The following is a 12,625-nucleotide window of genomic DNA, read 5'->3' on the forward strand; positions in this document are numbered from 1 at the left end:
GCCGCTCGGGATAAGCAAGCGATATGCCGCCAATACGCGGGCCGCCTAGTTTCCGGACCCCGGTGGTACCCCGGGAGAAATCGAGAGGACCCGATGACGACGGCGATCCGGACCGAGGATCTGGTCAAGAGTTTCGCGGGCACCCCCGCGGTGCGCGGGGTGAGCCTGGAGGTGCCGGCGGGCAGCGTGCTGGGCGTGCTGGGCCCCAACGGCGCGGGCAAGACGACGACGGTGAGGATGCTCTCCACGCTGCTGCGCCCGGACGGCGGGCGGGCGGAGATCCTGGGCCACGACGTGGTGCGCGAGGCTCGCGCGGTGCGTTCGCTGATCGGTCTGACCGGCCAGTACGCGGCGGTGGACCAGGACATCTCCGGCTGGGAGAACCTCTACCTGGTCGGCCGGCTGACGGGCCTGGGCCGGCGCGGTGCGCGGGCGAGGGCCGACGAGATGCTGGAGCGGTTCCGGCTGACGGAGGCCGGCGGCCGGGCCGCGGGCGGCTACTCGGGCGGCATGCGCCGCCGGCTGGACATCGCGGTGAGCCTGGTCGGCAGCCCGCGGGTGCTGTTCCTGGACGAGCCGACCACCGGCCTGGACCCGCGCAGCCGCAACGAACTGTGGGACGAGGTGCGGGCGTTGGCGGCCGCCGGTACGACGGTGCTGCTCACGACCCAGTACATGGAGGAGGCCGAGGCGCTCGCCGACTCGCTGGTCGTCATCGACCGCGGCCGGGTCATCGCCTCCGGCGGCACGGCCGAGCTGCGCGCCCGGGTGGGCGGCCAGGTGCTGCGCGTGGTGCCGGAGGACCCCGGGCAGCTGCCCGAGGTGCGCCGCGTCCTGGCGGGCTGCGGGGCGGGGGAGGCGCAGCTGGACGAGGCCGCGGGCCACGTCCAGGTGCCGTTGTCCGGCGAGGGCGGCGGCGCGCTGACGGCGGCCGTACGAGCACTGGGCGCGGCCGGGATCCCGGTGGCCGGGGTCAACACGCACGTGCCGAGCCTGGACGAGGTGTTCCTGACGCTCACCGGAGCCGATGCCGGAGCCGATGCCGGAGCCGGTGCCGGTTCCGGTGCGCACGACGACGAGACCACGAGGAGCGCGGCATGAGCGCGACGACCGCCACCGCGACGACCGCCACGGTGGCCCGGGTGCCCGGAGCGGCGGAGGCGGTGCAGCACACGCTGGCGATCGCCCGCCGCAACCTGCGCAAGGTGCTGGCCAGTCCGGGGCAGGTCCTGGATGCCACGCTGATGCCGCTGATCTTCGCTGTGATCTTCGTGTTCGGCTTCGGCGGCGCGATCTCGGGCAGCGCCGCGGAGTACCGGCAGTACCTGATGCCGGGCATCATGGCGCTGAGCATCACCATCGCCTCCCGTACCTCGGGCATCAGCATCAACAGTGACTTCAGCAACGGCATCATGGACCGTTTCCGTTCCCTGCCGATGGCGGGGTCGGCGGTGCTCGGCGGGCGCATCCTCGCGGACACCGTCCGCATGCTGGTGAGCCTGCTGGTGATCCTGGCGTTCGCGCTGCTGATCGGCTTCCGCGTGCACACCGACGTCCTCGGTGTGCTGGGTGCGATCGGGCTGATCCTGCTGTACGGCGTGGCGCTGTGCTGGATGCACGCCTACATCGGCCTGGCCGCCCGCACGCCGGAGACGGTGCAGAGCATCGGCATGCTGGCCATGGTGCCGTTCCAGTTCGGCAGTTCGATTTTCGTCGACCCGGGTACGATGCCGGGCTGGCTGCGCGTGGTCGTGGCCAACAACCCGATGACGCTGGTCGTCGACGCCGCCCGGAACCTGATGAACGGCGGCCCGGTGGCCGGCAGTGCGACGGGCGCGCTCGCCTGGAGCGCGGGCCTCGTCGCGCTCTTCGCGGGCCTGGCGGTGCGGCAGTACAGGAGGCGGGCATGAGCACGAACTGGTTGCGGGTCCTGCGCGCGGTGGCACAGCCCCGCGTACGGCTGGTGTGCTTCCCGCACGCCGGCGGCACGGCGAGCGCCTTCCGCACCTGGCCGGCCGGCCTGCCCGACGACGTCGAGGTCCTGGCGGTGCGCTACCCGGGCCGCGAGGACCGGATCGCCGAGCCGTGCGCGACGCGGATGGGCGAGTTCGCCGACGCCGTCACCGCGGCCCTGCTGGCCCTGGACGAGCGGCCGCTGGCCCTGTTCGGGCACAGCATGGGCGCCTCCGTCGCCTACGAGGTGGCGCACCGGCTGGCCGGGGAGCACGCGCGCCCGCCCGTGGCCCTGCTGGTCTCGGCCCGGCGCGCGCCGCACCGGCTCCAGCCCTCGGGCACCGGCGACCTGGACGACGACGCCCTGGTCGCGCACGTGCAGGGCCGGGGTGCGCCCGCGTCGGCCGCCCTCGACCACCCCGAGCTGCGCGAGCTGTTCCTGCCCGTACTGCGCGCCGACTACCGGATGCTGGACGCGTACGCCGGCGAGGCCACCACCCGGCCGCTGCCCGTGCCGCTGACCGCGTACTACGGCGAGCAGGACACGGGCGCCGCCGAGCCCGAGGCGCTGGCCTGGGCCGTCGTCGCGGGCGCGGGCTTCGCCGCCCGCGGCTTCGCCGGCGGGCACTTCTACCTGGTGCCGCACGAGGCCGCGCTGCTCGACGACATCGCCCGGCGGCTGGCCGGTACCGCTCTGGAGGCCCCGTGCCGACCCTGACCGCCCACCGCACCGGCGCGTCCCTCCTCGCCGGGACCGGCGACGCGTGGACCGCCGCTCTGATCGCCCCCGACCGCGACCTCGTGGCCTGGTCCCTGCCGGGCGCCGCGGCCTACGGCACCGCACCCGGCCCGGAGCCCACCGAGTGGCTCACCGTCGTCGGCGCCCCGGAACCCGCGGCCGACCTGCTGCGGGCCGTCCTGCCGGACCTGCCGGCCCCGCCCTACGGGCTGACGGTGCCGCGCGGCACCGACCTGAGCGGGCTGCCCGGGATGGCCGTGGCGGAGGACACGTACGAGTACTGGGAGCTGATGACGGCGACCCGGGCCCCGCAGCCGCATCCGCTGGAGGATCGGGTGCGCACCGACGACGCCGGGATGCCCGAGATCACCGCCCTGCTCACGGCGGCCAGCCCCGGCTACGCCGTACGCCCCGGCGACCCGACCGTGCAGACGTGGGCCACGCTGCGTACGGAGGACGGCGAACTGGCCGCCGCCGGCGCCCTGCAGCGGCGCCCGGGGACGGGCACGGCCCACCTCGCCTCGATCGCCACCGCGCCCGCGCTGCGCGGCCGCGGGCTGGCCGCGGCCGTCACGGGCCGGCTCACGCGGGACGTCCTGGAGGGAGGCGAGGCGGTGTGCACGCTGTCGGTGCACTCCGGCAATGCGTCCGCGGTGCGGCTGTACCGGCGCCTCGGCTACACCACGGTCCAGGAGTTCACCAGCGTGCAGCTGGAGGAGGACTTCTGAGCCCGTGCGGAAGGGGCCGGGTGGGCACTGGAATCCAGTGCCCACCCGGCCCCTTCGCCTATCGTCGGCCGGCTATTCGGCGTCCTCCAGCAGCCGCTGGATGGCCCGTACCCGTTCCGCCGTGTCGGCGGCCGCGGTGCGTTGCTCGGTGGCCGCCCGCCAGACGACGGCCGCTCCGGCCAGCATGGCGCAACTGATCAGCAGGGAACCGGCGATGACCGCATGCGATGTCTCCCTCACTCGTCCTCTCTTTCCTTGACTCCTGCTTCATCGGCAACCCGCGGCCAGCACCTGTGCCGGTGCCGCGGAGGTCTCCTTCTCCCGCAATCCCGCCGAGAGCGCGAGCTCGAAGGCGAGTTCGTCCCGGCCGAGCGCCACGGACTGCGCGATGACGGACGTCAGGCAGCGCTGCTCCGCCTGAAGCCAGTCGTGCGGTGAGGCGAGCAGCTCGTCGAGGTAGTCGGGGTCGATCCGGCGGCGCAGCGTGCTGCGCTGCAGGGAGACCCGGCGCACGCCGTGCTCGCGGCGCCGGGCCTCCTCGGCGATGGTGAGCCAGGCGCGCAGCGCCCGGTCCACGGCCCGCTCCCGCTCGTCCGCCGGCTCCTCGGCCTCGGCGCGCTCGCGGGCGTGCAGCCGCAGCAGGTCGGGGAAGCGGTAGCGCAGGCTGCCGGTGGCGTCGGTGCCGGTGGTGCCCAGCAGCTGGGCGTCGACGAGCTGCTCCATGAGCCGCTCGGCCTCCAGCACGCCGGTGTCGAGGACGGCGGCGCCGGCCCAGACGGCGAAGTCGGGCGCCTCCAGCAGGGCGAGCCGCCGGTACATGGCGGCGGCGTCCGCGGTCAGCCGGCGGTAGCTGAGGTCGAGACCGGCGCGCAGCGCCGGGTCGGCCTCGCTCAGTTCGGCGAACCGGCGGCGCTCGTCCGCCAGCCGGGCGGTCAGGTGGCGCAGGGTCCAGTGCGGTTTGGCGGCGAGCCGGGTCGCGGCGATGCGCAGGGCGAGCGGCAGCCGGTCGCACTGGGCGGCCAGCCGGTCGGCGTGGGCGGGTTCGGCGGCGACGCGGTCGCGGCCGGCGATGCGGCCGATCAGGTCGACGGCCTCCTCCTCGTGCAGCATGCCCAGGCCGATGCGCACGGCGCCGCCCGCGGTGGCCGCGCTGTCGAGGGGGGCGCGGCTGGTGACCACGACGCGGCAGCGGCCGGTGCCGGGGAGCAGGGGGCGCAGCTGGGCGCCGGATTGGGCGTCGTCGAGGACGAGGAGGATGCGCCGGGTGGCCAGGACGCTGCGGTAGAGGGCCTCGCGCTCGCCGAGGTCGGCCGGCACCCGCTCGCCGGGCACGCCGAGGGCGCGCAGGAAGCGGGCGAGGACGTCGGCGGCGGTGACCTCCTCCTGGCCGCCGCGGCCGCCGAGGTCGGCGTAGAGCTGTCCGTCGGGGAAGGCGTCGGCCCATTGGTGCGCCCAGCGCAGTGCGAGGCCGGTCTTGCCGGCCCCGGGAACGCCGCTGACCAGGGCGATGGTGGGCGGCTGCTCGACGGCGGCGCGGCCCGGCTCCTCGTCCAGCAGGGCGTCGAGGGCGGCGAGTTCGGCCTCCCGTCCGACGAAGACGGGCAGGGGTGTGGGCAGATGGGCCGGGGTGACGGCGGGTTCGGCGACAGCGGGCGGGGGTTCGGGGGCGCGGGCGGGTGTCAGGGCGGGGTCGTCGCGCAGGATCGCGTCGTGCAGCTCGGTGAGCGCGGGGCCCGGTTCGAGGCCGAGCTCCTCGATGAAGCGGCTGCGGGCCTCGCGGAAGACCTCCAGCGCCTCGGCCCGCCGGCCGGCCCGGTACTGGGCGAGCATCAGCTGGACGCGGGGCCGCTCGCGCAGCGGGTGCTCGCGGGTCAGGTCGGCGAGTTCGGGGATGAGCGCCTGGTACTGGCCGAGCTCCAGGCGCAGGTCGGACCACTCCTCGTACGCGGCGAGGCGGTGTTCCTCCAGGTGGGCGGCCTCGCCCTCCACCGGGCGGCCGGCCACGCCGGCCAGGGCCGGGCCGCGCCACAGGCCGAGCGCCCGCCGGTACAGGGCCTCCGCGCGGGTGGTGCGGCCCTCGCGGGCGGCCTGCCGGCCCTCGGCGACCAGGGCGGAGAAGTCACCGGCGTCGACGCGGTGCCCGCTCATGCGCAGCAGGTAGCCGGGGTGGACGGTGACGATGGCGTCCTCGGCGCAGCCCGCGGCCTTGAAGGTCTTGCGCAGCCCGGCGATGCAGATGGCGACCTGGGTGCGCGCGGTGGCGGGGGGACGGCCGTCCCACACCACGTCCACCAGGCGGTCGACGGAGACCACCTGGCCCTGGGCGAGCAGCATCATCGCGAGGATCGTGCGTTGTCTGGGCCCGCCGACGGGCACCTGGCGGCCGCCCGCGGTGACCTGCAGCGGGCCGAGGATCCCGAATTCCATTCCCGCCGCGGCCGTCTCCGTGTCGGCCTGCGGCTCGTACGCCACCTCTGTCATCTCCGCCCCCGTTGTTCCGTGCCGGTCGTGCTGTGGTTGCCGCGCGGGCCGTGTCGCCACGTCCCGTGTGGGGCGCCGTGATCGACGGCGCCGGGCGCTGCCCGGGGTGTGGGCAGAGCCAGTTAAAAACCAGCCAGCCGGTTTGTCAAAGTCGAGCCTCGGCCCTGTCCTGCCCGGATGGGGCGGGCGGGCCGCCCGGAACTGGGCCTGTGGCGCTGGAAAAAACCACGCGGTATGTTTATTCTTCGCATGTTGTTGACCCAGCGGACGCCGAGGTGGCACGTGGAGCAGCAGGAGAGGGCGGAGCGGACCCGCAGGGCCCTCATTCGGGGAGCGGCGGACGTCTTCGACCGCATCGGGTACGAGCGCGCCACGCTGTCGCGGATCAGCGCGGCGGCCGGGGCCACCAAGGGGGCGCTGTACTTCCACTTCTCCACCAAGGCCGACCTGGCCCAGGCCGTGCGCGACGAGGCCCGCGCTGCCTCCACGGCCGCCGTCGAGGCCCTGGCCGAGCGACCGGTCCTCGCCCTGCAGACGGTGGTCGACCTCACCCACCACCTGGCCCGGGCGCTGCGCACCGACCCGCTGACCCGGGCCGACGTACGGCTCTCGCGCGACGCGGAGTTCCCCGAGCGCTCCCGGCCCGACTGCTACGAGGAGTGGGCGGCTGCCGTCCGGTCACTGCTGCAGCGGGCCAAGGCCGACGGCAGCCTGCTGCCGGACGCCGACGAGGACGCGGTGGCCGCCCTCGCCCTCTCCCTGATCGCGGGCGCCGAACTCTTCTCCCGCGACGGCGAAGGGGAGGGCACGGGTGCGGGCGACGGCGCGGACGCGGACTGGATCACCCGGGTCTGGGGCCTGGTCCTGCCGCGGCTGGCCCCCGCGGACCGGCTGCCGCTGCTGCGCCCGGCCGGCGTCGGGAAAACCCTTCGATAACAAGGCAAAAAGTCCCCTGACTAGGGTCCCCGTGCCCGCCGGCGCACGGCCGGCGGTCCCGTCGACCCGCAGGAGACCCATGTGACGACCGACACCGGCAGGGCCCTGCCCGCCGCCCTCAAACAGCGCCACCTGACCATGCTCGGCCTGGGCGGGGTGATCGGCGCCGGGCTGTTCGTCGGCTCGGGCGCCGGCGTGGCCCTCGCGGGCCCGGGCATCCTGATCTCGTACGCCATCGCCGGCACCCTCGCGCTGCTGGTGATGCGCATGCTCGGCGAGATGTCCGCGGCCGACCCCGCGCCCGGGTCCTTCTCGGTGCACGCCGAGCGGGCCTTCGGGCGCTGGGCCGGGTTCACCGTGGGCTGGCTGTACTGGCTGATGCTCGTGGTCGTGCTGTCCGTCGAGGCCACCGGCGCCGCGGCCATCGCCTCCGGCTGGCTGCCGGCGGTGCCGCAGTGGGCCTGGGTGCTGATGTTCATCACCTTCTTCACCGCCGCCAACCTGGCCTCGGTGAAGAACTTCGGCGAACTCGAGTTCTGGGCCGCCGCCTTGAAGGTGGGCGCCATCGTCTGCTTCCTCGGCCTCGGCCTGCTCGCCGTCCTCGGTCTGCTGCCCGGCTCGTCCTCGCCGGGCCTGGCCAACCTCACCGGCCACGGCGGCTTCCTGCCGCACGGCTGGGGCGGCGTGGTCGCCGGCGTGCTCGCCGTGACCTTCTCCTTCGGCGGCCTGGAGGTGCTCACCATCGCCGCCGCCGAGTCCGAGGACCCGGCCCGGGCCGTGGGCCGGGCGGTGCGCAGCGCGGTGTGGCGGATCCTGGTCTTCTACATCGGCTCGCTCGCGGTCGTCGTCACCCTGCTGCCCTGGAACGACTCCGAGATCGGCCGCAGCCCCTACGTCGCGGTCCTGGAGCACCTCGGCATCCCCGCCGCCGGGCAGATCATGAACGTGGTGGTCGTGGTGGCCCTGCTGTCGGCCATCAACGCCAACCTCTACGGCGCCTCGCGCATGGTCTTCTCCCTCGCCGAGCGCGGCGAGGCCCCGCGGGCGCTGCTGGCCGTCAACCGCGAGGGCGTGCCCCACCGGGCCGTCCTGGCCTCCGTGGGCTTCGGCTTCGCGTCCGTGGTGCTGAACCTGCTGTGGCCGGACACGGTCTTCCTCTACCTGCTCAACACCGTCGGCGCCGTGCTGCTGGTGGTCTGGCTGCTGGTCGCCGCGTCCCAACTGAGGCTGCGCCGCCGCCTGGAGCAGGCGGGCGCCGAGCGACCCGCGGTACGGATGTGGGGTTTCCCCTACGTCACCTGGCTGACCCTGGCCGGCGTCGCGGCCGTGCTCGTGCTCATGCTGACCGATGCGGACGCCAGGGTGCAGGTCCTGTGTTCGGCGGTGGCCAGTGCCGTGCTGGCGGGCATCGCCTGGGCGCGCGACGTCGTACGACGCAGGCGCCGCACCGCTCTTGCGGTGTCGTCGCCTGCATGACCTCCGACCCCCCGAGGAGACGATTCTTCATGTCACGCACGCCGCCCCGAGCCGTGCTCGCCGACCTGCTGCGGGTGCCCTTCAGGGCCGTCACCTGGCGGCACATGCTGCACGCGCTGCTCGCCCCGCTGGGCCTGGCCTGGTTCCTGGCCGTGGTCAACGGCCTGAGAATCACCCGGGAGAGGGGCGTTCCCGTGCTCGGTGTGGTGGGGGCGGTGGTGCTCACCGTGCTCGCCCTGCTGTGTGCCGGCGCGTTCGGCCGGGCGCGGGCGCGCTGGTTCTTCGGGGCGCGGATCGCGCCGCGGGCGGGGAAGGGCCGGCTCGGCGGTGCGCTCACGTACTTCCTGGCCGACCTGCTGCTCAGTGGGGTGGCCTGCGCGCTGGCCGTGGGCGTGGTCATCGTCTGCGCCCGCAACCTGACCTATCCCGTGTGGGGCTGGGCGCCCTATCCGGACCCGGCCTGGGGCGGTCCCACTCCCGAGGGTGCGGTGGCCCTGCACTTCGCGGCGGGCGTCCTCGCGCTCTTCGCCGGTCCCCGGCTGGTCATCGCCCTCTCGCGGGCCCAGCTGCGGCTGACGCGGCGCCTGGTGGGCGCGGGCTCGTAGACCCGCGCGGGCGGGCGGTGCGGCGGCGCCCCGGCCGCCGCGCCCCGCCGCCGTCAGTCCTGGTCGTCGGGCAGGATCACGTGCATCGCCCAGGCGACGATGGAGACGATCACGCCGCCGACGAGCGCGGCCCCGAAGCCCGCGACGTGGAAGGCCAGGTCCAGCCTGCCCGCGAGCCACGAGGTCAGCAGCAGCATCAGCGCGTTGACCACCAGCGTGAACAGGCCGAGGGTGAGGATGAACAGCGGCAGGGACAGCAGCTTGACGACCGGCTTGACCAGATAGTTCACCGCGCCGAAGACCAGGGCGACGAGGAACAGCGTGATCACCTTGCGGGCGGTGTTCTCGCCGGAGAGCGTGATGCCCTTCAGCAGCCAGATGGCCACCGCCAGGGCCGCGGCGTTGGCGACCGTCTTGACTACGAAATTCTTCATGGTGAGATCGTTGCAGACGGGCGCGGCCCACGGGGAGCCGCACATCAACCATGATCGGTGCGGCAGGAAGCAGGTCAGGACATGAAGGCGTTCCGGCTGGACGAACTCGAGGCCGAGCGGGTCGCGAACGAGGGTGCGTACCTGCAGTTCCTGCGCGAGCGGAACATGTCGGTGGGGCTGTACGCGCTGGACGCCGGCGACCCCGACCCCCAGGGCCCGCACGCCCAGGACGAGGTCTACGTCGTGATGAGCGGCCGCGGATCGATCACGGTGGGGGATGAGACCACCCACGTGGGGCGGGGCAGCGTCGTGTACGTACCGGCCGGGGTGACGCACCGCTTCCACCACATCAGCGAGGACCTGCGGGTGCTCGTGGTCTTCTCGCCGCCGGAGAGCTGAAGGCCGCATCCCGTAGGGGGAGGCTCAGGGATGGACGGGGGGTGCGCGGGCCCCTGCAGTGCACCCGGCGCGCCTAGCATCGAGGTCAGGACGGGGCATTCGCTCCGGACGGCCGGGAATGCGCGGACGCAATTGTGCGGCGGCGCGTTCGGCGACCGGACATCAACAAGAGCGCGGGAATACGCGCACGAAGTCGAGAGCAGGGGTTGAGATGTCGGAGAAGGGATTTTTCGCGGGACTGCCGTGGTGGGTGACGCTGGTCGTGCTGCCGGCTCTCGTGGTGCTGGTCTTCGGCAGCCTGATCCTGAGCCTGCTCGGTTTTGTCATCAACCTGCTCTTCAAGGCCCTGCTGCTGGTGGCCCTGGTCGGCGGCCTGGTCTTCCTGGTCAAGAAGTTCACGTCGTCCTCGTCGTCGAGGGGCGACTGGTAGGGCCGGGGGTTCCGGGCGCGCGGGGGGCGCTCGGAACGCCCACCGGGCAGGGGACGTCGCCCACGCCACCGCCCGGTGTCCGCTCCACCGGCTCAACGAAACGGACGGCGGGGAGTTATCTCCGCCGTCAACTTTCCTCCGTCAACCTGAACGTCCCGGGGACCGCCCCCACGGAAATCCGTGCCCTCTCGCGCCACTTTGGCCAGTTCTCAGCCGTTCCGTGCCATCAAATCCCACGTTACGACTCCGTGGAGTAGTCGAGTCGCTACGCTCCAGAGTCGGAGAGCTCGTATGCTCACCCTCGGTCTCCATGAGTAACTGGAAAATCACTCCTTGTGATCCACTGGGCGTTCTTGTCAGACTATGGCGTCATTGGGGCCACCAGGCTCCAATCCCTGCCAAACCGACGAAGACGGGGCATTGGGCGATGCGCGACACAGTTCAGGCAGAAGTGGTCATGACGTTCCTCGTCTCCGAGGAGCTGTCCTTCCGGATCCCGGTGGAGCTGGGCTACGACAGCAGCGACCCCTACGCGGTGAAGTTCACCTTCCACCTCCCCGGCGACGCGCCGGTGACCTGGGCCTTCGCCCGGGAGCTGCTGCTGGACGGGCTCAGCCAGCCCTCCGGCGAGGGCGACGTGCACATTGCCCCCGCCTCCTCGCAGCACCTGTCCGACGTCTTCATCCGCCTGCAAGTGGGCGGCGAGGGCGCGCTGTTCCGGGCCGGGGCCGCCCCGCTGGTGGCCTTCCTCGACCGGACCGACCGCATCGCCCCCCTCGGCGAGGAGCACACGGTCGCCGACTTCGACTACGAGCTCGCCGCGGCCCTCGACAGCATCCTCGCCGGCAACCCCGAGGGGCAGAACGCCGGTTAGCCGGGGCCTCACTTCGCCCGGCGGCGCCTGCCACCGCGCGACCTGGACCGTCCCGTCCCCCTGCCGCCCCCCGCGGCGCCGGGCCGGTCGGCGCTCACCACGAGCGCGGCCAGCAGCGTGGTCACCGGCACCGAGGCCACCAGGCCGATGCTGCCCACCAGCGTCCGTACGATCTCCTCCGCGACGACCTCGCTCGTCGCCACCGTGCCCACCCCCCGGTCCGCGATGGTGAACAGCAGCATCAGCGGCAGCGACGCACCCGCGTAGGCCAGCACGAGCGTGTTGACCACCGAGGCGATGTGATCGCGTCCGATGCGCATCGCCTGTCCGTACAGCCGGCGCCAAGTGGCGGCCGGATCCGCTTCCTTGAGCTCCCACACCGCCGACGTCTGGGTGACCGTGACGTCGTCGAGCACGCCCAGCGAACCGATGATGATCCCGGCGAGCAGCAGACCCCGTATCTCGATCTGCGGGTAGAGGCCGTGCACGAGCCCGGTCTGGTCGTCGGTGTTGCCCGTCAGGTGGGCCCACGAGGTGAACAGCGACCCCAGCAGGCCGATGACCAGCAGGGAGGTGAGCGTGCCCAGGACCGCCACGGATGTGCGGGCGTTGAGCCCGTGGCACATGTAGAGCGCGATCAGCATGATCGCGCCGCCGCCCACCACGGCGACGACCAGCGGGTCCGAGCCCTGCAGGATCGCCGGCAGGATGAACAGCGTCAGCACGCCGAAACTGATCACCAGCGCGACGAGCGCGAAGACGCCGCGCAACCGGCCGACGGCCACGACGGCGACCGCGAAGACGCCCGCGAGCAGCCCCATGGGCAGGTCGCGGTCGACGTCCGTGACCGAATAGCGCAGGTTCTCCGGGGCCTTCGGCGCGTAGGCGAGGACCACCTTCTGCCCGGAGGAGTAGTGGCGCGAGGAGCCGGGCTGCACCAGCTCGGTGAACGTCGTGCCCTTGTCCGGCCCCGACGTCACCTCGACGGTGGCCTTCTGGCAGGTGCCCTGCGCGGGCGGCGGCGCCGACGACGGGGCGGCGCCCTGCTGCGGCTGCTGCTGCGGGCCGCCGAACCCGCCGGAGGCCGGGCAGGAGTACTCCTGGACGGCCGTCACCCGCCCGGACTGGGTCTGCTGGTCCATGCCGACGCCGGTGTGCTGGTGCGGCGGGGCCCCGCCGGGCCACAGCACGATCAGCCCGGCGGCCACGGCGGCGGCGAAGGGGATGAGCACGGCCGCGATGACCTTGCGCAGATGAGCCGAGACGGGCGTCGCCGGACCGTGCGCGTGGGCATGACTGTGGCCGTGCCCATGGCCGTGCCCATGGCCGTGCGCGGGTCCGCCGGGGTCGGGCGCACGGGCGTGGTCGGGGTCGTGGGGGGCGTGCGAGTGGGGGGAAGGGTGCGTGGGGGTCACCCGACGATGATGACAAGCCCCCCTGGCCCTCCGGACGCGGGAGGCGCTAGCGTGGTGCCACCTTTGCAATCGCGGGAGCTCGGAGCACCGGGCTGAGAGGGCGCTGACCTTCGCACTGGACATGGGTGCGAAAGCCGCTGCGCCGACCGCCGAAC

Annotated in this window: 14 protein-coding genes; 10 read left to right on the forward strand and 4 right to left on the reverse strand. The window is 73.4% G+C overall.

Annotated elements, in window-relative coordinates; genetic code table 11:
- The first annotated feature begins 93 nt into the window (after positions 1-93).
- Genes ABD361_RS03030 through ABD361_RS03045 form a run of 4 tightly spaced genes read left to right on the forward strand, consistent with a single transcriptional unit; the run spans position 94 to position 3,420 of the window.
- Positions 94-1,101: an ATP-binding cassette domain-containing protein gene (locus tag ABD361_RS03030; protein ID WP_344433061.1), complete on the forward strand. Its 1,008-nt coding sequence runs from the start codon at positions 94-96 to the stop codon at positions 1,099-1,101.
- On the forward strand, positions 1,098-1,910 hold the full coding sequence (locus tag ABD361_RS03035) for an ABC transporter permease (protein ID WP_344433062.1): 813 nt from the start codon (positions 1,098-1,100) through the stop codon (positions 1,908-1,910). The genes ABD361_RS03030 and ABD361_RS03035 overlap by 4 nt, the downstream gene beginning before the upstream one ends.
- On the forward strand, positions 1,907-2,671 hold the full coding sequence (locus ABD361_RS03040; RefSeq protein WP_344433063.1) for a thioesterase II family protein: 765 nt from the start codon (positions 1,907-1,909) through the stop codon (positions 2,669-2,671). The genes ABD361_RS03035 and ABD361_RS03040 overlap by 4 nt, the downstream gene beginning before the upstream one ends.
- Entirely contained in the window at positions 2,659-3,420 is a 762-nt protein-coding gene (locus ABD361_RS03045; RefSeq protein ID WP_344433064.1) for a GNAT family N-acetyltransferase, read from the forward strand. The genes ABD361_RS03040 and ABD361_RS03045 overlap by 13 nt, the downstream gene beginning before the upstream one ends.
- Positions 3,421-3,492: 72 nt before the next feature.
- Here the strand turns inward: ABD361_RS03045 and ABD361_RS03050 are convergent, their stop codons facing one another.
- The gene (locus tag ABD361_RS03050; protein WP_344433065.1) at positions 3,493-3,660 is read right to left on the reverse strand and encodes a hypothetical protein; all 168 of its coding nucleotides are present in this window, start codon (positions 3,658-3,660) and stop codon (positions 3,493-3,495) included.
- 27 nt (positions 3,661-3,687) lie between these two features.
- Positions 3,688-5,901 (reverse strand): AfsR/SARP family transcriptional regulator, encoded by a 2,214-nt coding sequence (locus tag ABD361_RS03055; RefSeq protein WP_344433066.1) that lies wholly within the window; start codon positions 5,899-5,901, stop codon positions 3,688-3,690.
- A 282-nt stretch (positions 5,902-6,183) separates the two neighbouring features.
- On the opposite strand from ABD361_RS03055, the gene ABD361_RS03060 reads away from it, so the two are divergent.
- The 3 genes from ABD361_RS03060 to ABD361_RS03070 all read left to right on the forward strand — a co-directional run bounded on the left by ABD361_RS03060 (position 6,184) and on the right by ABD361_RS03070 (position 8,918).
- The gene (locus ABD361_RS03060) at positions 6,184-6,837 is read left to right on the forward strand and encodes a ScbR family autoregulator-binding transcription factor (protein ID WP_344433067.1); all 654 of its coding nucleotides are present in this window, start codon (positions 6,184-6,186) and stop codon (positions 6,835-6,837) included.
- 138 nt (positions 6,838-6,975) lie between these two features.
- Positions 6,976-8,313, forward strand: coding sequence for an amino acid permease (locus ABD361_RS03065; RefSeq protein WP_344433274.1), 1,338 nt, complete (start codon positions 6,976-6,978; stop codon positions 8,311-8,313).
- Positions 8,314-8,342: 29 nt separating this feature from the next.
- Positions 8,343-8,918, forward strand: a complete 576-nt coding sequence (locus ABD361_RS03070; protein WP_344433068.1) for a hypothetical protein — start codon at positions 8,343-8,345, stop codon at positions 8,916-8,918.
- Positions 8,919-8,971: 53 nt separating this feature from the next.
- On the opposite strand, the gene ABD361_RS03075 is transcribed toward ABD361_RS03070, so the two are convergent.
- Positions 8,972-9,352, reverse strand: coding sequence for a phage holin family protein (locus tag ABD361_RS03075; protein ID WP_344433069.1), 381 nt, complete (start codon positions 9,350-9,352; stop codon positions 8,972-8,974).
- An 81-nt stretch (positions 9,353-9,433) separates the two neighbouring features.
- Between ABD361_RS03075 and ABD361_RS03080 the strand changes: the two genes are divergently transcribed.
- The 3 genes from ABD361_RS03080 to ABD361_RS03090 all read left to right on the forward strand — a co-directional run bounded on the left by ABD361_RS03080 (position 9,434) and on the right by ABD361_RS03090 (position 11,055).
- On the forward strand, positions 9,434-9,751 hold the full coding sequence (locus tag ABD361_RS03080) for a cupin domain-containing protein (protein ID WP_344433070.1): 318 nt from the start codon (positions 9,434-9,436) through the stop codon (positions 9,749-9,751).
- A gap of 211 nt (positions 9,752-9,962) precedes the next feature.
- Complete coding sequence (locus ABD361_RS03085) at positions 9,963-10,181, forward strand: DUF5326 family protein (RefSeq protein ID WP_344433071.1); 219 nt, start codon at positions 9,963-9,965, stop codon at positions 10,179-10,181.
- 427 nt (positions 10,182-10,608) lie between these two features.
- Positions 10,609-11,055, forward strand: coding sequence for an SsgA family sporulation/cell division regulator (locus ABD361_RS03090; protein ID WP_344433072.1), 447 nt, complete (start codon positions 10,609-10,611; stop codon positions 11,053-11,055).
- 8 nt (positions 11,056-11,063) lie between these two features.
- Here ABD361_RS03090 and ABD361_RS03095 read toward each other — a convergent pair whose 3' ends face one another.
- Positions 11,064-12,470, reverse strand: a complete 1,407-nt coding sequence (locus ABD361_RS03095) for a YibE/F family protein (protein WP_344433073.1) — start codon at positions 12,468-12,470, stop codon at positions 11,064-11,066.
- Positions 12,471-12,625 lie beyond the last annotated feature (155 nt).

The sequence above is a fragment of the Streptomyces luteosporeus genome (assembly GCF_039532865.1).
GTDB classification, from domain to species: Bacteria; Actinomycetota; Actinomycetes; order Streptomycetales; family Streptomycetaceae; genus Streptomyces; species Streptomyces luteosporeus.

Excerpts from the sequence above, each read along its gene's own strand:
- ABD361_RS03035 (WP_344433062.1), top strand. The coding sequence starts at position 1,098 with ATGAGCGCGACGACCGCCACCGCGACGACCGCCACGGTGGCCCGGGTG.
- ABD361_RS03075 (WP_344433069.1), bottom strand. The coding sequence starts at position 9,352 with ATGAAGAATTTCGTAGTCAAGACGGTCGCCAACGCCGCGGCCCTGGCG.
- ABD361_RS03055 (WP_344433066.1), bottom strand. The coding sequence starts at position 5,901 with ATGACAGAGGTGGCGTACGAGCCGCAGGCCGACACGGAGACGGCCGCG.
- ABD361_RS03070 (WP_344433068.1), top strand. The coding sequence starts at position 8,343 with ATGTCACGCACGCCGCCCCGAGCCGTGCTCGCCGACCTGCTGCGGGTG.
- ABD361_RS03080 (WP_344433070.1), top strand. The coding sequence starts at position 9,434 with ATGAAGGCGTTCCGGCTGGACGAACTCGAGGCCGAGCGGGTCGCGAAC.
- ABD361_RS03030 (WP_344433061.1), top strand. The coding sequence starts at position 94 with ATGACGACGGCGATCCGGACCGAGGATCTGGTCAAGAGTTTCGCGGGC.
- ABD361_RS03040 (WP_344433063.1), top strand. The coding sequence starts at position 1,907 with ATGAGCACGAACTGGTTGCGGGTCCTGCGCGCGGTGGCACAGCCCCGC.
- ABD361_RS03090 (WP_344433072.1), top strand. The coding sequence starts at position 10,609 with ATGCGCGACACAGTTCAGGCAGAAGTGGTCATGACGTTCCTCGTCTCC.
- ABD361_RS03085 (WP_344433071.1), top strand. The coding sequence starts at position 9,963 with ATGTCGGAGAAGGGATTTTTCGCGGGACTGCCGTGGTGGGTGACGCTG.
- ABD361_RS03065 (WP_344433274.1), top strand. The coding sequence starts at position 6,976 with ATGCTCGGCCTGGGCGGGGTGATCGGCGCCGGGCTGTTCGTCGGCTCG.